Origin of the sequence: Rhizobium sp. TAL182 (assembly GCF_002117725.1) — a bacterium.
Lineage (GTDB): Bacteria > Pseudomonadota > Alphaproteobacteria > Rhizobiales > Rhizobiaceae > Rhizobium > Rhizobium esperanzae.
Map to the genome: position 1 here is coordinate 2875514 of NZ_CP021024.1, position 22577 is coordinate 2898090.

23 protein-coding genes and 1 pseudogene are annotated in these 22577 nt (G+C 62.0%); 11 read left to right on the forward strand and 13 right to left on the reverse strand.

All coding sequences use genetic code 11. From position 1 onward, the window contains the following. Nucleotides 1-40: 40 nt before the first annotated feature. Nucleotides 41-943, reverse strand: coding sequence for a LysR family transcriptional regulator (locus Tal182_RS14510; protein ID WP_085860946.1), 903 nt, complete (start codon nt 941-943; stop codon nt 41-43). Nucleotides 944-1131: 188 nt separating this feature from the next. Here Tal182_RS14510 and Tal182_RS14515 point away from each other — a divergent pair, with 188 nt between their 5' ends. Continuing rightward, nucleotides 1132-1857 carry an SDR family oxidoreductase gene (locus Tal182_RS14515; protein ID WP_064806228.1) on the forward strand — a complete coding sequence of 242 codons (726 nt, stop codon included), beginning with the start codon at nt 1132-1134 and terminating at the stop codon, nt 1855-1857. Further along, the gene (locus Tal182_RS14520; protein ID WP_085859866.1) at nt 1851-2339 is read left to right on the forward strand and encodes a RidA family protein; all 489 of its coding nucleotides are present in this window, start codon (nt 1851-1853) and stop codon (nt 2337-2339) included. The genes Tal182_RS14515 and Tal182_RS14520 overlap by 7 nt, the downstream gene beginning before the upstream one ends. A 67-nt stretch (nt 2340-2406) precedes the next feature. Here Tal182_RS14520 and Tal182_RS14525 read toward each other — a convergent pair whose 3' ends face one another. Continuing rightward, complete coding sequence (locus Tal182_RS14525; RefSeq protein WP_064803548.1) at nt 2407-2946, reverse strand: Pycsar system effector family protein; 540 nt, start codon at nt 2944-2946, stop codon at nt 2407-2409. Nucleotides 2947-3076: 130 nt separating this feature from the next. On the opposite strand from Tal182_RS14525, the gene Tal182_RS14530 reads away from it, so the two are divergent. Beyond that, nucleotides 3077-6796 (forward strand): FecR domain-containing protein, encoded by a 3720-nt coding sequence (locus tag Tal182_RS14530; protein WP_085860947.1) that lies wholly within the window; start codon nt 3077-3079, stop codon nt 6794-6796. Further along, nucleotides 6796-8766: an adenylate/guanylate cyclase domain-containing protein gene (locus tag Tal182_RS14535; RefSeq protein WP_085859867.1), complete on the forward strand. Its 1971-nt coding sequence runs from the start codon at nt 6796-6798 to the stop codon at nt 8764-8766. Before Tal182_RS14530 ends, Tal182_RS14535 begins: the two co-directional genes overlap by 1 nt. Before the next feature lie 135 nt (nt 8767-8901). Here the strand turns inward: Tal182_RS14535 and Tal182_RS32755 are convergent, their stop codons facing one another. Beyond that, entirely contained in the window at nt 8902-9123 is a 222-nt protein-coding gene (locus Tal182_RS32755) for a hypothetical protein (RefSeq protein ID WP_245344774.1), read from the reverse strand. A gap of 219 nt (nt 9124-9342) precedes the next feature. After that, the gene (locus Tal182_RS14545; RefSeq protein WP_064810717.1) at nt 9343-9927 is read right to left on the reverse strand and encodes a TetR/AcrR family transcriptional regulator; all 585 of its coding nucleotides are present in this window, start codon (nt 9925-9927) and stop codon (nt 9343-9345) included. A 137-nt stretch (nt 9928-10064) separates the two neighbouring features. Between Tal182_RS14545 and Tal182_RS14550 the strand changes: the two genes are divergently transcribed. Next, nucleotides 10065-10622, forward strand: coding sequence for a DUF308 domain-containing protein (locus Tal182_RS14550; RefSeq protein ID WP_085859868.1), 558 nt, complete (start codon nt 10065-10067; stop codon nt 10620-10622). Nucleotides 10623-10782: 160 nt separating this feature from the next. Next, nucleotides 10783-11763 carry an SDR family oxidoreductase gene (locus tag Tal182_RS14555; RefSeq protein ID WP_085859869.1) on the forward strand — a complete coding sequence of 327 codons (981 nt, stop codon included), beginning with the start codon at nt 10783-10785 and terminating at the stop codon, nt 11761-11763. Nucleotides 11764-12048: 285 nt separating this feature from the next. Here Tal182_RS14555 and Tal182_RS14560 read toward each other — a convergent pair whose 3' ends face one another. Beyond that, the gene (locus Tal182_RS14560) at nt 12049-12801 is read right to left on the reverse strand and encodes a nucleotidyltransferase domain-containing protein (protein ID WP_085859870.1); all 753 of its coding nucleotides are present in this window, start codon (nt 12799-12801) and stop codon (nt 12049-12051) included. A gap of 273 nt (nt 12802-13074) precedes the next feature. Between Tal182_RS14560 and Tal182_RS14565 the strand changes: the two genes are divergently transcribed. Together Tal182_RS14565 and Tal182_RS14570 are read left to right on the forward strand one after the other, a co-directional pair. Next, on the forward strand, nt 13075-13770 hold the full coding sequence (locus tag Tal182_RS14565; protein WP_064803565.1) for a fumarylacetoacetate hydrolase family protein: 696 nt from the start codon (nt 13075-13077) through the stop codon (nt 13768-13770). A gap of 10 nt (nt 13771-13780) precedes the next feature. Next, nucleotides 13781-14311: a gamma carbonic anhydrase family protein gene (locus Tal182_RS14570; RefSeq protein WP_085859871.1), complete on the forward strand. Its 531-nt coding sequence runs from the start codon at nt 13781-13783 to the stop codon at nt 14309-14311. 147 nt (nt 14312-14458) lie between these two features. Here the strand turns inward: Tal182_RS14570 and Tal182_RS14575 are convergent, their stop codons facing one another. The 3 genes from Tal182_RS14575 to Tal182_RS32270 all read right to left on the reverse strand — a co-directional run bounded on the left by Tal182_RS14575 (nt 14459) and on the right by Tal182_RS32270 (nt 16108). Next, nucleotides 14459-15166, reverse strand: coding sequence for an isoprenylcysteine carboxylmethyltransferase family protein (locus tag Tal182_RS14575; protein ID WP_085859872.1), 708 nt, complete (start codon nt 15164-15166; stop codon nt 14459-14461). A gap of 214 nt (nt 15167-15380) precedes the next feature. Further along, nucleotides 15381-15782 carry a hypothetical protein gene (locus Tal182_RS14580; RefSeq protein ID WP_064810724.1) on the reverse strand — a complete coding sequence of 134 codons (402 nt, stop codon included), beginning with the start codon at nt 15780-15782 and terminating at the stop codon, nt 15381-15383. Nucleotides 15783-15865: 83 nt separating this feature from the next. Next, complete coding sequence (locus Tal182_RS32270) at nt 15866-16108, reverse strand: hypothetical protein (protein WP_164517747.1); 243 nt, start codon at nt 16106-16108, stop codon at nt 15866-15868. Between Tal182_RS32270 and Tal182_RS32760 the strand changes: the two are divergent. After that, nucleotides 16017-16383 (forward strand): annotated as a pseudogene (locus tag Tal182_RS32760) (hypothetical protein). The gene Tal182_RS32270 and the pseudogene Tal182_RS32760 overlap by 92 nt on opposite strands. Before the next feature lie 20 nt (nt 16384-16403). Here Tal182_RS32760 and Tal182_RS14590 read toward each other — a convergent pair. Beyond that, entirely contained in the window at nt 16404-16802 is a 399-nt protein-coding gene (locus Tal182_RS14590) for an ester cyclase (protein ID WP_064810726.1), read from the reverse strand. Between the two features lie 68 nt (nt 16803-16870). Beyond that, a complete protein-coding gene (locus Tal182_RS14595) occupies nt 16871-17446 on the reverse strand; it encodes a transglutaminase-like cysteine peptidase (protein WP_085859873.1) in 576 nt (191 codons plus the stop codon). A 323-nt stretch (nt 17447-17769) separates the two neighbouring features. On the opposite strand from Tal182_RS14595, the gene Tal182_RS32765 reads away from it, so the two are divergent. Further along, nucleotides 17770-19008 (forward strand): hypothetical protein, encoded by a 1239-nt coding sequence (locus Tal182_RS32765; protein WP_348628977.1) that lies wholly within the window; start codon nt 17770-17772, stop codon nt 19006-19008. 247 nt (nt 19009-19255) lie between these two features. Here the strand turns inward: Tal182_RS32765 and Tal182_RS14605 are convergent, their stop codons facing one another. Genes Tal182_RS14605 through Tal182_RS14615 form a run of 3 tightly spaced genes read right to left on the reverse strand, consistent with a single transcriptional unit; the run spans nt 19256 to nt 21400 of the window. Further along, nucleotides 19256-19654: a Fur family transcriptional regulator gene (locus Tal182_RS14605; RefSeq protein ID WP_064803581.1), complete on the reverse strand. Its 399-nt coding sequence runs from the start codon at nt 19652-19654 to the stop codon at nt 19256-19258. Continuing rightward, complete coding sequence (gene znuB / locus Tal182_RS14610) at nt 19651-20463, reverse strand: zinc ABC transporter permease subunit ZnuB (protein WP_085859874.1); 813 nt, start codon at nt 20461-20463, stop codon at nt 19651-19653. The genes Tal182_RS14605 and znuB overlap by 4 nt, the downstream gene beginning before the upstream one ends. Continuing rightward, nucleotides 20456-21400 (reverse strand): metal ABC transporter ATP-binding protein, encoded by a 945-nt coding sequence (locus Tal182_RS14615; RefSeq protein WP_085859875.1) that lies wholly within the window; start codon nt 21398-21400, stop codon nt 20456-20458. The genes znuB and Tal182_RS14615 overlap by 8 nt, the downstream gene beginning before the upstream one ends. Before the next feature lie 101 nt (nt 21401-21501). Between Tal182_RS14615 and znuA the strand changes: the two genes are divergently transcribed. After that, complete coding sequence (znuA, locus tag Tal182_RS14620; protein WP_085859876.1) at nt 21502-22566, forward strand: zinc ABC transporter substrate-binding protein ZnuA; 1065 nt, start codon at nt 21502-21504, stop codon at nt 22564-22566. Nucleotides 22567-22577: the final 11 nt, after the last annotated feature.

Sequence of the window (22577 nt, forward strand, 5' to 3'; positions counted from 1 at the left end):
GAAAATGCGTCGCGTCTCAACGGCACCGATTCCAAAACTCTCAATGCAATGGCAGCCACAGCGGGGTGTTCCATGCCTTAAGCGCTTCGAGGAAGACCTGCAGGCGCAAGGGCAGGAAGCGGCGGGTAGGATAGACGGCATGCACGAAAATTTCCGGCGACGACCACTCCGGAAGAAGGCGGATGAGTTCGCCTCTTCGAATCTGCTCGTCGCAATAGGTCGAAGGCAGGAGACCGATACCGTGGCCGCGATAAGTGAAGGCGCTGACCGCATCGAAGTCCCGGCTCGAGACCGGCCCCGACACACGCAGGTCCAGCGATTTGCGGCCGCTGACGAGATGCCATTCCGCTTCGCCGTTGCGGCCGTTCAGGAGTACGCAGCGATGCTCCGTCAGGTCTTCCGGTTTGGCGGGAATCGCCCTGCCCTTCAGATATTCCGGGGCCGCGACCAGATAGCGCACGCTCTTGCCGAGCCGCTGCGCGATCATGGACGAATCCTTCAGGTCGCCGAAACGGATTCCGACATCGATATTCTCCGCAATCAGGTCGAGGAATAGATTGGTGACGAAGAGATCAACCTGGATATCGGGATAGGTCTTCAGGAAGGCGGATATGAACTCATAGAAGACCTCCTGCCCGAAGATGACTGGCACCGAGATCTTCAAGAGGCCTTCCGGCTTTCTCTGCGTTTCGCTCAGCGCCTGCTCAGCATCGAGGAGGTGGGACAGCGGCTCGCTGCACCTGTCGTAATAAGCCCGCCCCTGCGCGGTAAGGCTGAGTTTGCGGGTCGTACGCTGCATCAGGGTTACGCCGAGCTGTTCCTCGAGCGAGGTCACTTTACGGCTGACGGTTGAAACAGGCATGCCGAGCGAATGGGCCGCACGGCTGAAGCTGCCGTACTGCGCCACCTTCACGAAGACAGCGATGTCATTAAGGTCCGCCATGCCCCACTTTTGCATCAATGCAAAAGAGAATCCAGATATTTCCATCTAATCGCGCAATCGGGTTTTCGTCATATTCACTCTGCGAAAACAAGCAACAGCTGATGGCGTCGCGATCGCGGCGGCCCCATCTCGGGCGACCTCGCCTTCGCAAGGCCCGCGTTGCCCGAACCAGATCAATGGAGTTCAACATGACTACACATAAAACTGTCATCGTTACGGGCGCCTCCCAAGGTATCGGAGCAGGCCTCGTCAACGCCTTCGTCGAGCGCGGCTACAACGTTGTCGCCACCTCGCGCCAAGTCAGCGCTTCGGATGCTCTCAACGCTTCCGACAGGCTGGCAGTGGTCGACGGCGACATCGGCGATCCCGAAACCGCGGCGCGTGTGGCCAAGGCGGCGATCGACCGCTTTGGCTCGATTGACGCCCTTGTCAACAATGCCGGCATTTTCCTCACCAAGCCCTTCATCGATTACACGATGACGGATTTCCGTAAGCTCTCCTCTACCAATCTCGAAGGCTTCATCCACCTCACTCAGCTTGTCATCAGGCAGATGCTGGCCCAGAAGACAGGCGGCAGCATCGTCAGCATTACCACCCCGCTGATCGACCATCCGATCGCCGGCTTCTCCGCCTCGGTTTCGATGATGACCAAGGGCGGCATCGATGCGATCTCCAAGAACCTGGCGATGGAATATGCGAGCGATGGAATCCGCGTCAACACGGTCGCTCCGGGCGTCGTCGACACGCCCTTGCATAAGGATAATCCGAAGGAGTTCCTGAAGACGCTCTCGCCGATGTCAGGCATTTCCGACGTCGCCGAAATCGTCGATGCGGTGGTCTTCCTGACCGAGGCTCCGCGTGTCACCGGGGAGGTGCTGCACGTCGACGGCGGCGCACATCTGGGCAAATGGTGACCGGAACGAAAGCGCCGGCAGCCGGCGCGGAACAGCGGCTGCAAAAGCTCGGCATCGTCCTGCCGCCGCCGCCCACACCCTTCGGCGCCTATGTTGAGGCGACGAATTCCGGCAACCTCGTCTTCTTCAGCGGGATGTTGCCGGTTGTCGGCCATGAGCCCCGCTATATCGGCCGCGTCGGCGGGGCGCTGACGGTGAATGAGGGCCGCAAGGCTGCCGAGACGGCGACCCTCAGCGGGCTTGCGGCCGTCAGGGACTATCTCGGTTCGTTGGACAAGGTGGCGAAGGTCGTCAAGCTCGGCGTCTACATCGCGACGGAAGGCGACTTCCGCGACCACCCCAAGGTCGCCGACGGCGCATCCGAACTGCTGCTCCAGGTCTTCGGTGTAGACAAACTGTCCGGCCGGGTGGTCCTTGGCGTTGCCAGCCTGCCACTCGGCATGCCGATCGAGATCGAGCTCGTTCTCGAGGTTGTGGATTGACGAGGGACGGGGGGCGCCTCAGCGCGGCCCCGTCCCCATGGCTACGTCGGAGAGTGGCAGCGCAACCTCACCCTGCCGCCAACAACAGCACATAGGCAACGACGCTGACCATCAACCCGCGAAAGGCGAAAGTTACACAGCGATATTTGCTGCGCGCGATCGTCGAGAGGGTGTTGGCATTTTCTAGATATTGGTCGAAAAGATAGCGCTCGTCTCGCCGCACGGCGGCATCGAAAAACAGGTCGCGGTGCTTCGGCCAGGCGCCCCAGAAGAGCGAGGTCGAGGTGCCTAAATGACGCGGCAGCACAACCAGAATAGCTGAGAGAATGGAGAAGACCGAGGCTGCGGCAAGCAGGCCGGAGAAAAGCATACTTCCCGGCGTACCGCCCGTATAACGTGCCAGGCTGAAAACCGCCCTCACCTCGCTGGAACTCACTAAAAAGGCGAGCATGAAAGTAAAGATGTAGGCAGCCTTTTGGTCGGATATCTTGACCTGATCATAAAATATGTCGTTGATTTTCTTGATGTGGTCGAAATACTCGGCACTGACGTCCCCGCTCGACGGCCTGCTCAGCATAACCTCCGTAGCACTCTCGAATTCGCTCACCTGAATACTCCATCCCCTAAAGTGTTCCCCTGATATTACACTTTGAAACGAAAGCAAGAACACGTGTGCAACACGCTTGACTTTTTCACTCTACACCGACAAAGGGGAAAGCGGGGATGGGGTCGAGATCATGCGGGGTTACTCCAATAACATCTGTCGCATCGGGCTGGCGCTTGCGTTTGTCGTACCCGGTTTCGGGCTGCCGGCGATGGCCGATCCCGTGCCGCGCGCCACGCCGATCGCCGGCTCGGTCATTGCCCGAAAGACCGGCGAGGAAGTGCGATTCATCGACGTGTCGGACTGGCGCGTCGTCGACATCAACCAGGATCTCCTGACTGGAGACGTACTGCGCACTAACGCCAACGGCCAGCTCGCCATCGTCTTTTCCGATCACACCCAGGTCCGCCTCGGCCGCAATTCGTCGCTGCAGGTCAAGAAGATGGCCGCGAGCGGCGACACCGTGCTCGAGCTTCAGGCCGGCACGATCTGGGCCCGCGCCCAGCGCGGCGGCCAGGCCCTGACTGTGGAAACACCGGCCGCCGCAGCCGCCATCCGCGGCACCGACTGGACGATGACCGTCAAGGGCGACCAGACCTCGATGATCGTGCTCGAAGGCCGGGTGGCGCTCTCCAACCCGCAGGGCAGCGTCGAGGTGAACCAGGGCGAAGGGGCGGTCGCCACCATCGGTCAGGCGCCGCGCAAGATCGTCAGCGTCAATCCCGACGATCGCGAACAGATGCTCTTCTATCTCACCCTCCGCAGCGGCTTTACCATGATGCCTGCCTCGCCGCTGCCGACGGCGACCATGCGCAGCGAGCGTGGGCGCATCGCCGCCGTGCCGGCGCAAAACCGCAGCGCTGCAGACTGGCTGACGCTTGCCGAAGTACAGCTGACGTTCGACAGCGCCAAGGATGCGCTGGCTTCCCTCGCCCGCGCCCGCGCCCTGCCGCTTTCGGCCGCCCAGCGCGCCCGCGGCGAGCTGCTCGAAGCCCTGATCGCTGGTGAGCAGATGCGTTATGCCGAGGCCGCCAAGCTTTTCGAGAAAGCGCTGCCGCATCTCGATCCGCAACGCCGCGCCGTTGCAGCCTATGGCGGCTATTATTCGCGCTCGCTCGCCGATCCGCAACGGGTGGAAAATCCGCCGGCCGATGCAGCCATCGGCCCGAACGGCGCTATCGCCAAGGCCTATACTGCCGGTTTCCTGCAAGATATCCCCGCCGCCATCGAGGTGCTGAAACAGGCCGAAAAGCAATATCCCAATGATCCGACATTGCCGGCGCGGCGCGCGCTGTTGGCCCAGCTCATCGACGACCGCGTTCAGATGAAGGAAGCGGTCGATCGATCGCTTTCGATCGATCCTCATGATCCCGACGGCCTGCAGGCGCGGGCGCGCTATCGCCAAGGTTATGAAAGCGACATCCAAGGGGCGCTTGCCGATCTCAACCAATCGCTTGCCGACATGCCGGGCTCGTCGATGAATTGGAACGATCTCGGTTTGCTCCAGTCTGACCGCGGCGCCGATCGCGAAGCCGAGGCAGCCTACAAGAAGGCGATCGAGCTCGATCCCGAGGATCCGGTCGCACACGCCAATCTCGCCATCCTCTATCTCGACCAATCCAGGATGAAGGAAGCCAAGCGCGAGATCGACACCGCCCTTGCCGTCGACCCCTCCTTCGACCTCGCCCTGCTTGCGCGCGGCCGCTACTACATCCAGAACGGCGAGACCGACAAAGCGCTCGACGATCTGCTGGCCGCCGCGACCGCAAATCCCGGCCTTTCATCCGCTCAGCTGGGACTCGCCATCGCCCATCTGGAAAAGGGCGATCGCATTCCCTTCAACCAAGCGGTCGACAATGCCGACCGGATCGACAAGAACGACCCCGATATCTCCGCCTTCCGCACGGCCGTCGATATCGACGACTACGATGCCGATGGCGCGATCCGGAATGCGCAGGAATATCTGCGCCGCTCGCGCGCCCGCGGCGGCGATTACAGTGCCCTCGGCGCCAATGCGAGCGCCGGCTCGACCCTGAACGACGCCTTCCGCCTGCAGGGACTGGATGCCTGGGGCCGCTTTTATGGCGATGCCGTCTTCGATCCTTTCAAAGGCACCGGTTATATCGACCAGTCGATCAAGGGCAGCATCTTTCCTTTCGTCAACGCGACGAGCTTCAGCGACGACAGCGTCAGCCAATATAGCATCAACACGTCGACCTATTCATCCTTCATTCAGGGCCTGCTGCTCTCTCCGCACATGCTGTCCGGCCGTTCGCGTTCGGTAACGCTTTTCGATGTGCCCTTCATCGAAGGCTCGCTCGGCGGCGGCATCAACAGTGTCGACGGCCACACCCGCCGCATCGCCGAAGCCGAGATCCAAGGCTATTCGAACGAAACCATTCCAATAAGCTTCCGCGCCGATATGACTTGGCAAGAGTTGGCGCTCGATCGCGACTATCGGGATTTCGGCAACGTTCAAACCGATAACAAGTTGCTGAGCGCCGACGGTTATCTAACCGCGACGGTCACGCCTGATGATCGCGTGGTAGCCTTCGTCAACCATGCCAAGAATGATGGAGCGCTGAGCGCACTATCCTCAAACACCGGGTTCATGGAACTCCTGTTCGGTGTTCCTTTGCCGCTGCCTCTCTACACAACAGAGGAAACGGCACGCGAAGGCACATATGCCGGCCTCGGCTGGAGCCACACGTTTGCATATGAAAACGTGGTGAATGGAGCGCTGCTTTATTCCGGAAGCAAGTCGAAGACGAGCGACGCGCTTGATGTCGACCTGGATCCGCTGTTTATCCGTGCAGGGGTTCCCTTCATCATTCCCTTCACCGATGTCACTCAGGAGACCGAATCCAAAACCTATATCGGCGCTCTGAGCCATTCCATAGGCGCCGGACCTTTGACATTCCGCTACGGCATCGAGGGCGGCTGGATGGATATCAACAGCACGGTCGATAAGACGCTCCTGGGCGTGACAGCGCCTCCCGATCACACCGAGAGCACCATCGATATCGGCCGCGCCTACGCCGATGTGCTGCATGAGATCACGCCGGATCTCAAGGGCGAATACGCCTTGTTCGCCACGCACCTCGAGGGCGACGGCACCGATATCACCCGGCTGGAGCCGCGCTTCGGCCTCGCCTGGGCGCCGGTTCAAAACCACTGGCTGCGGGCCGCCTTCATGCGTCAAAGCTTTGATACTGGAATTCCGACGCTTGCCCCGATCGGCATCCTCGGCCTGCAGGCCAATCAGTTTTCCGCCGATCCGCAGGGCTATACGGATACGGTCGCCCTGCAATGGGATGCCGAATGGACCGACCGCTTCTTCACGTCGGTCGAATACCAGCATCAGGAACTGCACGATTTCTCGGTCGATTTTCCGCTGATCTCGCTTCCCTCCGATACCAGCCTGCCGATTTCGCGCGGCAGCATCGATCGCGCTTCCGTCACTGCCAACGTCGCGCTCGGCAACGGTTTCGGTCTTTCAGCCACCTATGCCTATATGGATTCGGAGAACAGGGATCCGCTCGAACCGATCTATGGCGGCCCTCTTCCCTTCATACCGCAGAATTCCGGGCAGATTGCCCTGACCTGGGTGAATGAGGCCAAGGTCAAGGCGACGGTTGCCGCGAACTATATCGGCGAGCGCGACGGCGATCGGTTCGGCACCAAGCTCGACGATTACTGGAGCCTCGACGCCCACCTGGTCTGGGAACCGTTCGACAAGCGCATCGAGCTGGAAGCGGCCGCCTATAACCTGCTCGACGAGGATTTCGAGGTCACGCCCGGCGTGCCCGGCTGGGGCCGCGCCTTCAAGGGCACGCTCAAAGTCCGCTTCTGATGCGGGTGCGGGACAAGCATCGGCAGGCCAGGCAGATCAGAGGCCGTCATCTGAGGCTGCTGGTGCTGTCGCTCACCACGCTGATCGCCATCTCGCTGCTGTCGCGCCTGCCCGCCTGGTCGCTGCTGGAGCTCAGAAGTTTCGATTATCTCTCGACCGTCGACGATCCCCGTCCGCCACCTGGCGGACCCGTCATCGTCGCGATCGACGAACCGTCGCTTGCCGATATCAATGCGCAATGGCCCTGGCCGCGCGGCCTGCATGCCGATCTCATCAGCCAGTTGCGCGCCGCGGGCGCCCGCGTCATCGGCCTCGACATCATCATGGCCGAGCCCTCGAACCCGGATAATGACGCCGCGATCACCAGGGCCGTCGGACCCGATGTCGTGCTGGCTGGCGACGAGACGCTGATCGAGACGCCACAGGCCTCGCAACTGATCCGCGCCACACCCCTGCCGCAGCTGACCGACGCAGGCGCCGTCACCGGCATCGCCTCGATCGATCTCAGCGGCGACGGCATCTTCCGCCGCATTCCGGGCTACGAGGATGGCTTTGCCGCCATGCTTGCAAAGGCCTCGGGAGTGGCGCCCGAAGCCCTGCCGGCTGGTCGGCTTATCCAATCCTTCGGCCCGGCCCGCAGCTATCCCACCGTCTCCTATTATCAGGCGCTCGACCCGAAGAACCTGCTGCCTCCCGATTATTTCAAGGATCGGGTCGTGCTCGTCGGCCTCAGCCTGCAGAATGCGCCTGCTATCGATAAGGGCGGCGTCGACGCCTTCGCGACCCCCTATACCGTTCACACCGGCAAGCTCGTCTCCGGCGTCGAGATCCAGGCGACGATCTACGACAATATCCGGCGCGGCCTGTCGATCGCCGAGGCCCGGCTGCCGACGGTTGCCGCCTGCATTCTGATATCGGTGCTGCTTGCCGCCGCCACCGTCTGGCGCTCGACGGGATGGTTGACGGTCGTGAACAGTGCGGCCGCCCTCCTCGCCTTCGCGGCCGTCAGTGCCGCCTGTATCCGGCTGGCCCATGTCTTCGTCTCGCCGCTTGGGCCTACGGTCGCCTATATCTCCGTCGTCTTCGGCCAGGCCGCTTTCGATTTTGCCGAGGAGCGCCGCAACAAGCGCCAGATCACCCGCGCCTTCGCCCAATATATCTCGCCCGATCTGGTCAAGCGCCTGTCGAGCGATCCCACGCAGCTGAAGCTGGGGGGCGAGCGGCGCACGCTCTCGGTGCTGTTCTCAGACGTACGCGGCTTCACCACCATCGCCGAGACGCTGAAGGACGATCCGGAACAGCTGACCGGCCTGATCAACCGGCTGCTGACACCGCTCTCCGATGTGGTGATGGATCACGGCGGCACGATCGACAAATATATGGGCGACTGCATCATGGCCTTCTGGAACGCGCCGCTCGACGATCCCGACCATGCGCTTCACGCCGTGCGGGCCTCGCTCGCCATGCAGGCGGCCATATCGAGGCTGAATGGCCAGCTGGAGCGGGAAGCGGCCGCACTCGGCAGCAAGCCGCACGTCCTGAAGATGGGCGTCGGCATCAACACCGGCGAATGCATCGTCGGCAACATGGGCTCGACCCGCCGCTTCGACTATTCCTGCCTCGGCGACAGCGTCAACCTCGCCTCCCGCCTCGAAGGCGCCTCGAAGAATTACGGCGTGGCGCTGCTACTCGGCGAGGAAACCGCAAGGCTGGTCGCCGATACTTACATCATCGTCGAACTCGACCGCATCATCGTCAAGGGCCGCACGGTCCCCTCGCCCGTCTTCACCGTCGTGCACAAAGCGGACGCCAAAGCGCTGGCGGCTCATCAGGCCTTCATCGACGCAAAATATGCCGGGACGCTTGCACCATCGGATGTCATCTTCGAAAAACTGGCCGGCGATATCCCCGAGCTTGCCGCCTATTACGCGATCGTGCAGGATGCACTGGTTAGCGATGGTGGGGAGTAAGTCGGGGACTAATTCCACCGGCGGGCGGCTAGATGGATGAGCAGCGCTTATTCGATCTAACGGTAATGATGGCGTCCTACAAATCGCTTCAAATCCGTCCTCGTTAGCATTGGCAGGTCGCGGGGGGACGGCTATCTATTCGGAGCCACCAGACCGGAGCTCAAGGATCGCCTTTCCGGAAACCAGCTTTTTGATGGCCAGCGTGTTTTCGGCACCCGATGTTTTTGCTGGGATTTCGATCTGAAGCTGCCGTCCAGAAAACAGAAGCGGGTCATTTAGGTGCGGCGATGAAACAACATTATGGTCAATCAACACATCTATGTCCTTGCTGACATGACGCGCGGTAAATTCGGACAAATTTCGGGAGCCGTCGGAAGTAAGGGTCAGCCGGATTCGATTCTCTTGGCTTGACCGCGCAATCACTTCTCCGCGCGACCTGCAATTGAACAGTTTCTGCTATTGCGCGAACCGCCCATGAGACTGAGCAAGAAAAGACAAACGCAGCCATTTTTGTTCCCATTCGATCACTCCGATCCCGGCCTCGTTCTAGTCGCATGCCCCCTTGACGGCGGCGCCTTAAGGAGTAACGACCCGCAACTTCGCGACCTCAGGTCCAACCACCGCGATGAACAATCCGGGGTCGCCGAGAGCCCGCGCCGATAGCATCGCCCCATGGACGGAAGCCATCAGCATCTGGGCCTGCTGTTCCGGCCTGTCCAGCCGGAACAGCCCCTGCTCGACGCCGGCCTCCAGCACCGAGGTCAGCCATGCCGCCAGATTTCGGAAGTGGGCGCGCACGCGTGATGCCACCTCGTCGGGCAGCATCTGCATTTCGCCGGCAAGCATGGCGCAGACGCAGAAGGGCTGCGCGGCGTTCTCGATGCAGGAACGCCAATAGTCGATGTAGAACTGCAGCTGATCGGCAGGGCTTGCCGCCTGCTCGCGCAGCGACTGCAAGCCCGCCGCCGCCTGCCTGGTGTAACGATCCACCAGCACAGAGACCAGCTCGGCCTTTGTCGGAAAATGATGGTGGATGCTCGCCTTACGAATGCCGATCGCATCCGCAATGTCAGCATAGCTGAAGCCGTTATAGCCGCCCGCCACGATGAGCGACTGGGCAATATCGAGGATCTTATCCGATGTCGAAGCCATTGATTTCATGCAGTCGCCTACCTTCTGGTAGGGAGATTGTCAAGCACCTAGTGCTCCGTTTCCCTTCACAACAAGGTGTACGGAATCCGCATTGACTCCACTTTGCAGCCTTCCTACTAGTAGGTAGACAAAAACGGAGCCTGCTCATGCAAACCGAATCTTCGAACCAGTCCGACTGGTTGCGATCCTACTATTTCTTCCGCGCCGCATTCTCGGTCCTCTGGATTGCCGCCGCCATTGTCTTTGCCGGCCAGCCTGGCGTGGCGGCCTTTCTGCTGGTGATCTATCCCCTGTGGGATGCGCTCGCCAATCTGCTCGACGCCCGGGTCAATGGCGGCCTGCGGACCAATTCGTCGCAGACGCTGAATGTCGTGGTCAGCACGGTCACCGCGCTCGCCGTCAGTATTGCGCTTGGTAAGAGCACCCATGCCGTCCTCGCCGTTTTCGGGGCCTGGGCGATCCTCTCAGGCCTATTGCAGCTCTATACTGGTGTGAGGCGCTGGCGCACTGAAGGCGCCCAATGGGTGATGATCCTGAGTGGCGCGCAATCCGCCCTGGCCGGCGGCTTCATGATCGGCCGATCGCTCGGCACGGCCCCGCCGACGATCCTCGATATCGTGCCTTATGCGGGTTTCGGCGCATTCTACTTCCTGCTCTCCTCGATCTGGCTTGCCGTCGCGGCCTATCGCAGGGCGCACGCATAGGCACTATCCGGCTCTTGCGGCGGTAGGCTTGCCGCCGCTGGAAGCCGGGCACGACGCACTCATGATCTCGGCGATGCAAGAGATTTGCGGAAGACGATGACATTCTTTCGCGCTATGAAGGGCAATCACAGTCCCGCGCCCAGCCTCCGAGGTCACTCCCATGGCTTTGAAAGTTCTCTTCATTGGCGGCACCGGCCAAATTTCCTATCCTTGCGTCGAACGCGCCGTTGCCGCAGGCCACGATGTCAGCGTCTACAATCGCGGCTTGAGAGACGCCGCCCTGCCCGCCGGTGTCACCTCGATCGTCGGCGAATTGGGGTCGAGCGCTTACGCCGATCTCGCCAGGACCAATTATGATGTCGTCTGCCAGTTCATCGCCTTCACGCCGGATCAGGTCGCGCGTGATATCGAGATCTTCTCGGGCAATTGCGGCCAGTACATCTTCATCTCCTCGGCTTCGGTCTACGAAAAACCCCCGCGCCACTACGTGATCACCGAGGAGACGCCGGCGATCAATCCCTACTGGCCATACAGCCAGGCCAAGATCGCATGCGAGGAACTGCTCAAGAAGTCCGATAACCTCGCCTGGACGATCGTCCGCCCCAGCCACACCGTCCGCACCGGCCTGCCGATCATGATGGGCGACAGCGATATCATGGCAAGACGCATGCTGGACGGCGACCCCATCATCGTGGCAGGCGACGGCCACACGCCCTGGACGCTCACCCGCTCGGTCGATTTCGCCGTGCCTTTCGTCGGCCTTTTCGGCAAAGAGGCGGCGCTAAAAGAGATTTTTCACATCACCTCCGATCGTGCGCACCTCTGGAACGATATCCAGAAGACCATCGCAAGATTGCTGGGCGTGGAAGCCAAGATCGTCCACGTGCCGACGGACACGCTGATCAAGTACAATCCGGAATGGATCGGCCCGCTCCTCGGCGACAAGGCCTGGACGGCCATTTTCGATAATTCCAAGGTCAAGCGCGTGGCGGGCGATTTCGCCTGCGCCGAGAGCCTGGATGAAATCCTGGCAGACTCGATCATGCACCTCAGGCAGCGCCTTGCTAAGGGCCGGCCGCCGAGGGATGAACTCGATGGGCTGATTGACAGGATTTGCGCGGAGCAAGGTGGGCTTGGTTAGGATACGGCAGGCAGCGAGTGGTGGCGACAGCGCACTCGCCCGCGGCTGGATTCCTGTGACAGGCAAGGGAGTTTGGAGCGACGTTCTCGCCCATGCTCCTCCCCTCTCGTTGGAACGCGGCATCCTCCAACATCCCTCATCCTGGGCCCGCAGGCCAAAGGCCGGAGCCTCGAAGGACGCGCTCCACCGCTGCTCCTTGCCTACATCCGATGCCGGCGCACCCGCCTTGCCCTTCGAGGCCCCTCACGGGGCACATCAGGGTGAGGCTCTATCGACCACTCGCACCTATTCCAGCCGCCGCGCCTCCACCGGAGCCTCCTGCTTGAAGCCGTCGAAGAAGCGCCCGCCATGCAGGGCAAGTTCCCGATCGGCGAGAGCCAGGAGCCAGGCGCCGTCACCCTGCACCGCCAGCCTGAACGCGGCATCGAATTCCGCGGCCAGTTCCGCATCGAGCTTCATCATGAGCCGCGGCGCCCACTTGCCGCGGCCGGTCCATGCGCCGCGCCCAAGCAACATCATATCGGCGACCTTCTGGTAGAGAGCCGCCGCGATGGCAGCGATTTCTTCAGGCGGTCGGTCGCCGCGCAGGTCGTCGGCGAGATCAGTGACTTGATAGCGCAGCATATCGTAGCTCGGGCCATCGAGAGGCTTCGGCCCCGCGGCAAGAACGCCCGCCGCCTTCGCCTGGATGAGGCGCCCACGCTCGACATCGGGTCCGATAATGCTGCCTGTCGCAACCATATTGACCATGACAGGACAGCCGCTCTCCGCGTCTTGATGGAGATAATGCGCCAGCGTCTGCGGATCATGGACGAAGGCTTCGACCGGAAAACCGTTTTCAGTGAAGGATTCCCGCCAGGCTCTGCCGAGCGACGAAAACACGACGACGAGATCAATGTCCGAAAAGGCAGCCCCCTCGCCGCGCATGATGGATCCGGAAACATAGGCGAAGGCGGCCCCGGCATAGCGGCTGGCGAGAGAGCGGCAGGCGGCGGCGCGCGCCCGCTCGGCAAGAATCTGTTTCTGGATATCGTCCACGTTCTCGTCCTCGAATGCGGGAGACGAGCGGCAACAAAAAACCCGCTCGTTTCCGGCGGGTTGGTGTCTTCTGCAATGAACGGAATTCAGTTCACGCGTCTGCCACCCACCGCCAAACGGTGGTCGTAGACATCGTGGAGACTGCGAAAATCCTGCTCATGGACGCAAGTTATCGCCCGCCGGCAACAGCGTCAATCCGCCAAGCACGCTTCCCCGCCGCACTGTTTTCCGTCTAAGATGCGCCCAAAGACTCGTTGAACAGGAAGGCCCGCCATGCCCCATCCCGCCACCGTCATTCCGCGTCCCGCATCGGTTTTGCTGCCGGTCGAAGGCAGCGACGAGCGTTTCCCGGTGCGCCGCGTCTATTGCGTCGGGCGCAATTATGCCGACCATGCGATCGAGATGGGTCATGATCCCAGCCGCGAACCGCCCTTCTTCTTCCAGAAGAACGCCGATAATCTGCTGCCGCCCGGCAATGCCTTTCCCTATCCGCCGCTGTCGAACGACGTGCATTACGAGGTGGAATGCGTGCTGGCGCTGAAATCGGGCGGCGCGAACATCCAGGCCGAGAATGCACTTGACTGCGTCTACGGCTATGCCGTCGGCATCGATTTCACCCGCCGCGACCTGCAGGGCGAGGCCAAGAAGCTCGGCCGCCCCTGGGAGCTCGCCAAAGCCTTCGAACATTCCGCCCCTGTCTCGGCGATCGTTCCGGCAAGCCGTCTCGGCCATCCCGCCGACGGCCGGATCTGGCTGGAGCAGAACGGCAGGCGCGTGCAGGACGGCGACCTCAACCAGATGATCTGGAAGGTGCCGGAGATCATCGCCGAACTGTCGAAGCTCTTCGTGCTGGCGGCCGGAGACGTGATCATGACCGGCACGCCGGCCGGCGTCGGCGCGGTTGCCAGAGGGGACCGGATCACCTGCGGCATCGACGGCGTCGCAAAGCTGTCGGTCGACATCGTCTGAGGAGAGGTCCATGCCCGTCTACGCGCTTGGCGGCCTGACGCCGAAACTGCCGCCCGCCGGCCTTCACTGGATCGCGCCGGATGCGCATGTGATCGGCGATATCGAGCTCGGCGAGAATGTCGGCATCTGGTTCGGATCGGTGCTGCGCGGCGACAATGAGAGGATCACGATCGGCGCCGGCACCAACATCCAGGAAGGCGTCATGGCCCATACCGACATGGGCTTTCCGCTGACGACGGGCAAGGGCTGCACCATCGGCCACCGCGCCATCCTCCACGGCTGCACGCTCGGCGACAACGTGCTGATCGGCATGGGCGCGACCATTCTTAACGGCGCCAGGATCGGCAACAACTGCCTCGTCGGCGCCAGTGCGCTGGTGACGGAGGGCAAGGAATTCCCCGACAATTCCCTGATCGTCGGCACGCCGGCCCGTGTGGTGCGGGTGTTGGATGAGAAGGCTGTCGAGGGTATCCGCCGTTCGGCGGAAAATTATGTAGCGAATTGGCAGCGGTTTGCGCGGGATCTCAGGGCGATTGGGTGATTGGCGGTGGCCGTGGCGCCCTCGTCCTTCGAAGCGCCGGCTGGCAACCTCGGCCCAGCCACACGGCATACAACCCTCATCCTAGGATGCGCAGACTAAGGGCCGGAGCTTCGAAGGCCGAGGCGGGTGACAGGCGCTTCCAATCGCTTACCAAACACCCGGAATCCAGCGCCAGCGCACCCGTTCCATATACTCCGCATATCCTTTAAGCCCTTTGCGCAACTCCGCCTCCTCTCCCAGCGTCCGGCCAAAGAGCACGACGACGAGCAGCCCGACGGGGATCAACGCATAGAGCAACCCGAGTGACAGCGCCGTTCCGGCGGCAAGCAAAATGGCGGTTGCATAGCCGGGGTGGCGGATCACGGCATAGGGCCCACCGTCGATCACCTTGTGGTCGCGGTCGGTCTGGATGCGCACCGTCGGCTCGAAATGCCGGTTGAGCGATTGTGCCCAGGTGAGGCCGAGATAGCCCGCGCCCATCACGAGATAACCGAGGACAACGACCCACCAGGGTTGCGGCGCCCAGTGGAAACGGCCGTCGTCGAACGCGCCGATCGGAAGAATGGCAGCAAAGAGAATGATCGTCAGCGTCGCGACCACGGCATCCCAGCGCTTGGTTCCCTTCTGATATCGGCTGCGCGCCGCGAACAACTCCGAATTCGTCCGCGAGATCCAGACGAGCGCGATTGCTGTCAGCGCCAGGAAGAGGCCGAGAAAGATCCAGCCGCGCGGCCAGGCGAACGTGCCGGCGGGCCAGAACAGTGCGGCAACCATCACCGCGACGGTTATCGCGAGCGATCCGAGCGACGGCGCCGCCGCAAACGAGCGACGCAGCTGGCTGTGTTCCTGCGTCATGACCGTTTTCCGCTCCACCGGGCAAGCGCCTTCTGCTGTCTGCAGCGGCGGCAAAAATCCGACAGTCCTACGCCTGATTTAGGAAGTGAAACGCGCGCAACAACCCGTGGCAAAGCGGCAAATGAAACCGCCTCCGATAACAGACGTCATTGTTTCCGCAGTTGCGTGGCCGGAGACTGCCGTTGCGGCAGTGTTGGATATTGTTGAAAAACGCCTATTCGGCCGCTTCCAGAAACTGGTTCTCTCCCGACGAAGCGGCAAGCGCTCGGACCCTGGCTTCGGTCTTGGCGATCAGCTGATAGAACTCGTCCTGCGCTTCGACATCCAGCTGAATGACGGCATTGACGTCATCGGGGGTATCGCAAACACAGGCGACCGCCGAAATGGGACAGATGCCGCCGGGATAACGCTTACCGGTCCCTGTATAGGCGCGACGGCCCCAGCGCTCGGAATAGACCGTTTCCTCCCGATCGAGATGGAGGATCGTGCCTTTACAGGCGGTCACGATGGCCGCCTTGCCGTAAGCGAACCAATGATAGTTCAGCTTCCGGAGAATATATTTGCCAGTGATGTCTTCGCCAGCCAGTTCGGCAGGGTCTTCTATCATTCGGATCATGAGAGCGTCCTCAACATGAGAGCAATATCCGTCATCTCTACTTGCCTCGCAAGCCGAAAAGTGCAGCTTTTGTAGTAGCTTAGTCACAAAGTGTTTCTGATTCTTACATCTTGCATGCGCCAGGCAGCTTGCCGGCCATGCAATCCATCGTCGAATTTCCCGCCTTTGCACCTGATTCCGCCTTTTCCAGAGGGCAGCCATGCCGCCTTGCGTTTTCCCGCTGACGCCCAATATTTGAAATCCTGGATCGGCAGCATCTCCTCCACAGCTGCGTCCGAGCCCACCAAGGTCGGCATCAGCACCTCGATCGGCTCGGAACCAGACAATGCCTGGGTTGCCGCCCGCCAGTCGCAGATCTCGGCCGATCAGCAGGCATCGAAGGGACTGCGGAGACGAATGGTGCGGGCACTCTCATTCCGCATCCGGATCTGCTCGTCGACGAGGAGCAGCATGGAAAGCGGCATGGGCATGCGCGATCGGGCGAAGGAGAAGAGGCCGGGGAAGCAGCGGAACAGCCGCTCCTGTCCGGTGAAAGCGAGCGGATCGGCACCCGCATTTCGACAAGGATACGCCTTTCGGCGAGCGCGTCGCCATCCTCTGACGAAGTCCCGCTCCGCCGTGTCACAGCCCGTCCACAAGCTGAGCCTCGATCGCCGCCTTGTCGATGACCGACCAGACCTCGATGATTTTTCCGCCGCGAAATTCGTAGATCACGTTTTCGGTGAAGGAAAGGCGCCTGCCGTTCACATCGAGCCCGAGAAATTTTCCTTTCGGCGAACAGTCGAAGCCAAGCCGGCAGGCAACGTAAGGCGGATCTATAAGAAGCATCCGCACATTGAAAGAAAGATCGGGAATCAGATCGAAATCCCGCACCAGCATGGCGACGTAGCCCGCAAGCCCAAGCCGTCGGCCATTATGGACCGCATCCTCGTCGACGAACTGGCCGAGATCGGGCCAGTCCTGCCGATTCAGGCAGGCGATGTAGCCTCGGTAGAGATCGGCAAGTTCGGTTTTGGTCACAGACGAATTCCTTGCGCGGCTGAAGCATTCGGCAGCGGCAACGAGCGCGCCGCGCTGCGGCTTTCAGCTCAGGAGAACTCGCCGGCGCGGGGACCGGCAAGCGTCACGCGCCAGCCGGTGCGCGACTGGAAATCCTGGGTGGCCAGAAACGTGTAACCCGTCGTGCGCCAGGGCTTCACGACGCTGGTCAGATTGTCGAGCACATAATCGCCGCCGGCCGTGCGGGCAATCAGAACGACGTGGTTCTGATCATGCGGTCCGATCACCACGGAAAGCGCCAGCCTGTTCGATGGAAAACCCGCCTCGATCAAGTCCTTCATCTTCTGCAGCGCATAATCCTCGCAGTCGCCACGGCCGGCAACTGGCAGTGACCAGACATCCCCATTTCCGGATGACGAGCGATCTTCCGCTGAAACGATACGTCCGTTTACGGCACGATTGACCTTTTGAAGAAGCGCTATTCCCGCCTGCTCGTCCAACTGTTGCGCCACCGTCCTGCCGCACAGCCACTTGTACTTGGCGCAGGCCGCAGCGAATCCCACCGGTGCGCCGATGCTTCGCGTCACGGGCAGCGACGATCCCGCAACTGCCTGAAAATGCGGAACAATCACCAAAAATACCGCAAGAGAAAGGAGACGCTTCATGGCCGATTCCCTCTGTTCGTCACGGGAGAATAACACAGCCAGTATAAAAATTTATTAAAATTTTATACTTGTGAATTTAACTGTATTTGATGATTGGAACAGATTAACCATTGTTTATTCTTCATATTAATCCCTTGTTAGTATAAACGTTCTTCCAATTAACGGTTAATTAACCTTGGGAGACGAGTGAAATGATCGGCAGAGCAGCAAAATTCAGCCTCGCTGTGGCGTCCCTTCTGGCAAGCAGCAGCTTGGCAACGGCAGCCCCCACAGTTGTTAATTGCAAGGCCGCAGTCCGCGGCACCCTCGAATACAGGCTGTGCATGCCCACGCGGGCAATACAGACCGACAGCAAGTTTGGTCCGAACGATAAGGATCGCAGCAGTCACGACGCGGGTGGCAAGAAGACATCCAGCGCCAGCTCGCACGCCAGCAATGGCAACGGTGGCGATGACGGGGACAGCAAAGACGTCGGCCAAAATGGCGGCAGCGGTGATCAGGGCGGCAGCGGCGACCAGGGCGGCAGCGGCGATCAAGGCGGCAGCGGTGACCAGGGCGGCGGCGGCGATCAAGGCGGCAACGGTGACCAGGGCGGCGGCGGCGACCAGGGCGGCAGCGGCGACCAGGGCGGCAGCGGCGATCAAGGCGGCAGCGGCGACCAGGGCGGCGGCGGTGACCAGGGCGGCAGCGGCGATCAAGGCGGCAGCGGCGATCAAGGCGGCAGCGGCGACCAGGGCGGCAGCGGCGACCAGGGCGGCAGCGGTGACCAGGGCGGCAGCGGTGACCAGGGCGGCAGCGGTGACCAGGGCGGCAGCGGTGACCAGGGCGGCAGCGGCGGCAAGGGTGACAAGGGCGACAAGGGCGACAAGGGCGACAAGGGCGGCAAGGGCGGCAAGGGCGACAAGGGCGGCAAGGGCGACAAGGGCGACAAGGGCGGCAAGGGCGACAAGGGCGGCAAGGGCGGCAAGGGCGGCAAGGGCGACAAGGGCGACAAGGGCGACAAGGGCGACAAGGGCGACAAGGGCGACAAGGGCGACAAGGGCGGCAAGGGCGACAAGGGCGACAAGGGCGGCAAGGGCGACAAGGGCGACAAGGGCGACAAGGGCGACAAGGGCGACAAGGGCGGCAAGGGCGAGGAAGATCACGGCCATGGCAAGGGCGGCAACGACGGCACGGGCAGCAGCGGCAATGGCGATGCCGGCAAGGGCGGCAACGACGGCGCGAGCAGCGGCGGCAACGGCGATGCCGACAAGAGCGGCAACGACGGCGCGAGCAGCAGCGGCAATGGCGATGCCGGCAAGAGCGGCAACGACGGCGCGGGCAGCAGCGGCAATGACAGTGTCGGCAAGAGCGGCAACGACGGCGCGGGCAGCAGCGGCAATGATGGTGCCGGTAAGGGCAGCAACGACGGCGCGGGCAGCAGCGGCCATGACGGCGCCGGCAAGGGCGGCAACGACGGTGCGGGCAGCAGCGGCAATGATGGTGCCGGCAAGGGCAGCAACGACGGCGCGGGCAGCAGCGGCAATGACGGCGCCGGCAAGGGCGGTTCCGGCAAAAACTGATCGGAACGATTGAGGCGGTTTGCCCGCGCCACTCGGCTGGCCGGCAGAGCGGGCGAACCCTTTTTTCCTGATGCTCGCGCTTGTCGCGAGCATCTCCGTACGGTCGACACGAGGCAGATCCTCGAAGCTAGCGAAAGCTAGCGCGAGGATGACTCGGACGGAAAAAGGTGGTCAACAAGTGGAGGGCCGGTTTGCCGGCCTTATCTTTTTGATCGCCCTATCGTTGGCAACGGAACGGTTTCCCGTCTTACGCCGCGCAGGCCTCGCACAACCCGCGGATCTCGATCGTGGTCTTCTCCGGCTTGAACTTCTGCCCACGCACCCAGCTCATCAGCCGGTGGTCGACCTCGTGGTCATGGAATTCCATCACCTGGCCGCAGCTTTCGCAGATGGCAAAGGCGACGATGCCGTGGCTGTGGCAATTGTCGCCCGGATGGGCGCAGGCGACGAAGGAATTGATGCTTTCGAGCCGGTGCACGACGCCATATTCGAGCAGTTTCTCCAGCGCCCGGTAGACCTGCAGCGGCGCGCGAAAACCATGGTCGCGCAGCTTGTCGAGGATGGTATAGGCGCTGAGCGGCCCCTCGGCCTTCTCAAGCACCTCGAAGACCAGCGACTGGTTCTTGGTGAGTTGCGGTGTTGTCATGAGCCTTGTCCTTGCGCAAGCGCGCGGCGCCTGACGGGAAGCAGGCTGAGAATGAAGAGGATCAGCGCCGCGACGACGATTGAGGGGCCGGACGGCGTGTCGTAGGTCAGCGAGCCGAACAGCCCGCCGACGACGGCGGCCGCTCCGATCAGCGAGGCGAGCACAGCCATGATTTCCGGCGTGACCGAGAAGCGCCGTGCGGCCGCCGCCGGAATGATCAGCAGCGAAGTGATCAGCATGATGCCGACGATCTTCATGGCAATGGCAATGACGACGGCCATCAGCAGCATGAAGAACAGCCGCGCCCGCTCGGGTCTCAGCCCCTCGGCCTCGGCAAGCTCGGCATTGACGGTGGCAGCCAAGAGGGGGCGCCACAGCCAGGCGATCGCCGCCAGCACGAACAGCCCGCCGCCCCAGATCAGCGCAATATCGGTGGTGGACACGGCCAGGATATCGCCGAACAGGAATGCGATGAGATCAATCCTGACCCAGCTCATGAAGGCGACCATGACGAGGCCGATCGCGAGCGTCGCATGCGAGAGGATGCCGAGCAGCGCATCGGCCGACAGCGCCTGGCGCTTCTGCAGGAAGAGCAGCAGCACCGAGACGAGCGCGGCGACGGCGAAGACCGCCAGCGTCAAGTTGAGTTCGAACAGCAGCGACAATGCGACGCCGAGCAGCGCCGAATGGGCGATCGTATCGCCGAAATAAGCCATGCGCCGCCAGATGATGAAGCAGCCGAGCGGCCCGGTCGTCAGCGCCAGCCCGATGCCGGCAAGGATGGCGCGCACGAAGAAATCGTCAAGCATGGCGGCCCTCCCCGCTGCGGGAATGGGCGTGTTCATGAGCATGATCGTGCCCATGATGATCGTCATGAGCGTGCGCATGCCCATGATCTTGGCCATGTGCATGCTCATGGGAATCATGAGCGTGCTCATGCGGGTGATGTCCATCTTCGGGATGGCAATGATCCGTCACGGAGCCGTCCGCATGCAGCACGCGCCCATCCGGCAGGTGCGTATGATCGTGGTGATGGCTGTAGACGGCGAGCGTCTGGGCCGCCCGGCTGCCGAACAGGCGTACATATTCCGGGCTGCGGCTGACGGCCTCGGGCGTGCCGCGGCAGCAGACATGGCCGTTGAGGCAGATCACCGTATCGGTCTCGGCCATGACGACATGGAGATCGTGCGAGATGAGCAGGATGCCACAACCGCTGGCATTGCGGATCGATTTGATCAGATCGTAAAGCGCGATCTCGCCCGAGAAATCCACTCCCTGCACCGGCTCGTCAAGCACCAGCAGGTCAGGCTTGCGAGCAATTGCCCGGGCCATCAGCGCCCGCTGGAACTCTCCGCCGGAAAGATGCTGCACCTCGGCGCCGATCATATGGGCAATGCCGGCGGCTTCGAGCGCCGCCTGCATATCGCGCTCCGGCAGCGGCCCGGTCAGCGTCATCAGCCGGCGCACCGTCAGCGGCAGCGTCCAGTCGATCGAAAGCTTCTGCGGGACATAGCCGACCTTGAGGCCGGAGAGACGCTCGACCCTTCCCTCGTCGGGCTTCAGCACGCCGATCGCCGCCTTGGCGCTCGTCGATTTGCCCGAGCCGTTCGGACCGATCAGCGTGACGATCTCGCCGCGCGAAACGGAAAATTCGACGCCGCGCACCAGCCAGCGGCCGCCGCGCAGAACGCCGACATCTTCGAGCGAAACCAGCCGTTCGCCCTTGGTATTTGCGGGAGAGAGCATCAAATTTTCCGAAAGCGCTGTTGCATCCTGCTATTGCACACGTTATAGCATAACGCAATTGATGTAATAACATAACACTTACAATTCAAGCGGAGCATATGATGAAACGCGCCTTGGGGCCTACCCTGCACAGCCTGGCCCTCAGAATTCCGGCTACGCTCGCCATCCCGGCCCTTGCGATGCCCGCCTTGCTCTTTGCCGGCACGATGCAGGCAGCCGATGCGCCCGTCGTCGTCACCTCGATCAAGCCGATCCATTCGCTGGTTGCGGCAATTATGGAGGGCGTGGGCGAGCCGGAGCTGATCGTCGATGGCGCCTCCTCTCCGCACACCTACAGCATGAAGCCTTCGAACGCGCGGTCGCTACAGGAGGCCAAGGTCATCTTTTGGGTCGGCCCGAACCTGGAGGCTTTTCTCGAAAAGCCGCTCGAAGCTTTGGGCTCGAACGCCAGCGTCGTCGAACTCGACAATGCGCCAGGCCTGACCAAGCTGCCCTTCCGCGAAGGCGGCGCCTTCGAGCCACATGACGACGGGGACCATGAAAATGCCTCCGGAGATGACCATGGTCACGATCATGCGGCTGAGCCCGGACATGACGATGGCCACGCGCATGATGAGGATCACGAAGAACATGAACACGGCCATGGCGCCTTCGATACGCATCTCTGGCTTGATCCCATGAATGCGAAGGCGATGGCCACTGTCATCACTACCACGCTGGTCGCCGCCGATCCCGCCAATGCGCTGACCTATCAGGCCAATTCTAAGGCGCTTGATGACAAGCTGACGGCGCTGGACAAGGAGATCGCTAACACCGTCGCGCCCATCAAGGACAAGCCCTTCGTCGTCTTCCACGACGCCTACCAGTATTTCGAGCACCGCTACGGCATCCGCGTCGCCGGTTCGATCACCGTCAGCCCGGAAACCATTCCCGGCGCCGAGCGCGTCTCGGAAATCCACCGCAAGGTCGGCGAACTCGGCGCAACCTGCGTCTTTGCCGAGCCGCAATTCGAGCCGCGCCTCGTCAAGGTCGTCATCGAGGGCACGAGCGCCAAATCAGGCGTGCTCGACCCGGAAGCGGCGACGCTCAAGGCCGGCCCCGATCTCTACTTCACCCTCATGCGCGGCATTGCCGATAGCATGAAGGGCTGCCTTTCCAGCGCATGATCTTCATGCGA

What these genes read in the sequence shown, in the direction of transcription:
- Tal182_RS14510 (WP_085860946.1), bottom strand. Translation starts at nt 943, where the DNA reads ATGGCGGACCTTAATGACATCGCTGTCTTCGTGAAGGTGGCGCAGTAC.
- Tal182_RS14515 (WP_064806228.1), top strand. Translation starts at nt 1,132, where the DNA reads ATGACTACACATAAAACTGTCATCGTTACGGGCGCCTCCCAAGGTATC.
- Tal182_RS14520 (WP_085859866.1), top strand. Translation starts at nt 1,851, where the DNA reads ATGGTGACCGGAACGAAAGCGCCGGCAGCCGGCGCGGAACAGCGGCTG.
- Tal182_RS14530 (WP_085860947.1), top strand. Translation starts at nt 3,077, where the DNA reads ATGCGGGGTTACTCCAATAACATCTGTCGCATCGGGCTGGCGCTTGCG.
- Tal182_RS14535 (WP_085859867.1), top strand. Translation starts at nt 6,796, where the DNA reads ATGCGGGTGCGGGACAAGCATCGGCAGGCCAGGCAGATCAGAGGCCGT.
- Tal182_RS14545 (WP_064810717.1), bottom strand. Translation starts at nt 9,927, where the DNA reads ATGAAATCAATGGCTTCGACATCGGATAAGATCCTCGATATTGCCCAG.
- Tal182_RS14550 (WP_085859868.1), top strand. Translation starts at nt 10,065, where the DNA reads ATGCAAACCGAATCTTCGAACCAGTCCGACTGGTTGCGATCCTACTAT.
- Tal182_RS14555 (WP_085859869.1), top strand. Translation starts at nt 10,783, where the DNA reads ATGGCTTTGAAAGTTCTCTTCATTGGCGGCACCGGCCAAATTTCCTAT.
- Tal182_RS14565 (WP_064803565.1), top strand. Translation starts at nt 13,075, where the DNA reads ATGCCCCATCCCGCCACCGTCATTCCGCGTCCCGCATCGGTTTTGCTG.
- Tal182_RS14570 (WP_085859871.1), top strand. Translation starts at nt 13,781, where the DNA reads ATGCCCGTCTACGCGCTTGGCGGCCTGACGCCGAAACTGCCGCCCGCC.
- Tal182_RS14575 (WP_085859872.1), bottom strand. Translation starts at nt 15,166, where the DNA reads ATGACGCAGGAACACAGCCAGCTGCGTCGCTCGTTTGCGGCGGCGCCG.
- Tal182_RS14580 (WP_064810724.1), bottom strand. Translation starts at nt 15,782, where the DNA reads ATGATCCGAATGATAGAAGACCCTGCCGAACTGGCTGGCGAAGACATC.
- Tal182_RS14595 (WP_085859873.1), bottom strand. Translation starts at nt 17,446, where the DNA reads ATGAAGCGTCTCCTTTCTCTTGCGGTATTTTTGGTGATTGTTCCGCAT.
- Tal182_RS32765 (WP_348628977.1), top strand. Translation starts at nt 17,770, where the DNA reads ATGCCCACGCGGGCAATACAGACCGACAGCAAGTTTGGTCCGAACGAT.
- Tal182_RS14605 (WP_064803581.1), bottom strand. Translation starts at nt 19,654, where the DNA reads ATGACAACACCGCAACTCACCAAGAACCAGTCGCTGGTCTTCGAGGTG.
- znuB (WP_085859874.1), bottom strand. Translation starts at nt 20,463, where the DNA reads ATGCTTGACGATTTCTTCGTGCGCGCCATCCTTGCCGGCATCGGGCTG.
- Tal182_RS14615 (WP_085859875.1), bottom strand. Translation starts at nt 21,400, where the DNA reads ATGCTCTCTCCCGCAAATACCAAGGGCGAACGGCTGGTTTCGCTCGAA.
- znuA (WP_085859876.1), top strand. Translation starts at nt 21,502, where the DNA reads ATGAAACGCGCCTTGGGGCCTACCCTGCACAGCCTGGCCCTCAGAATT.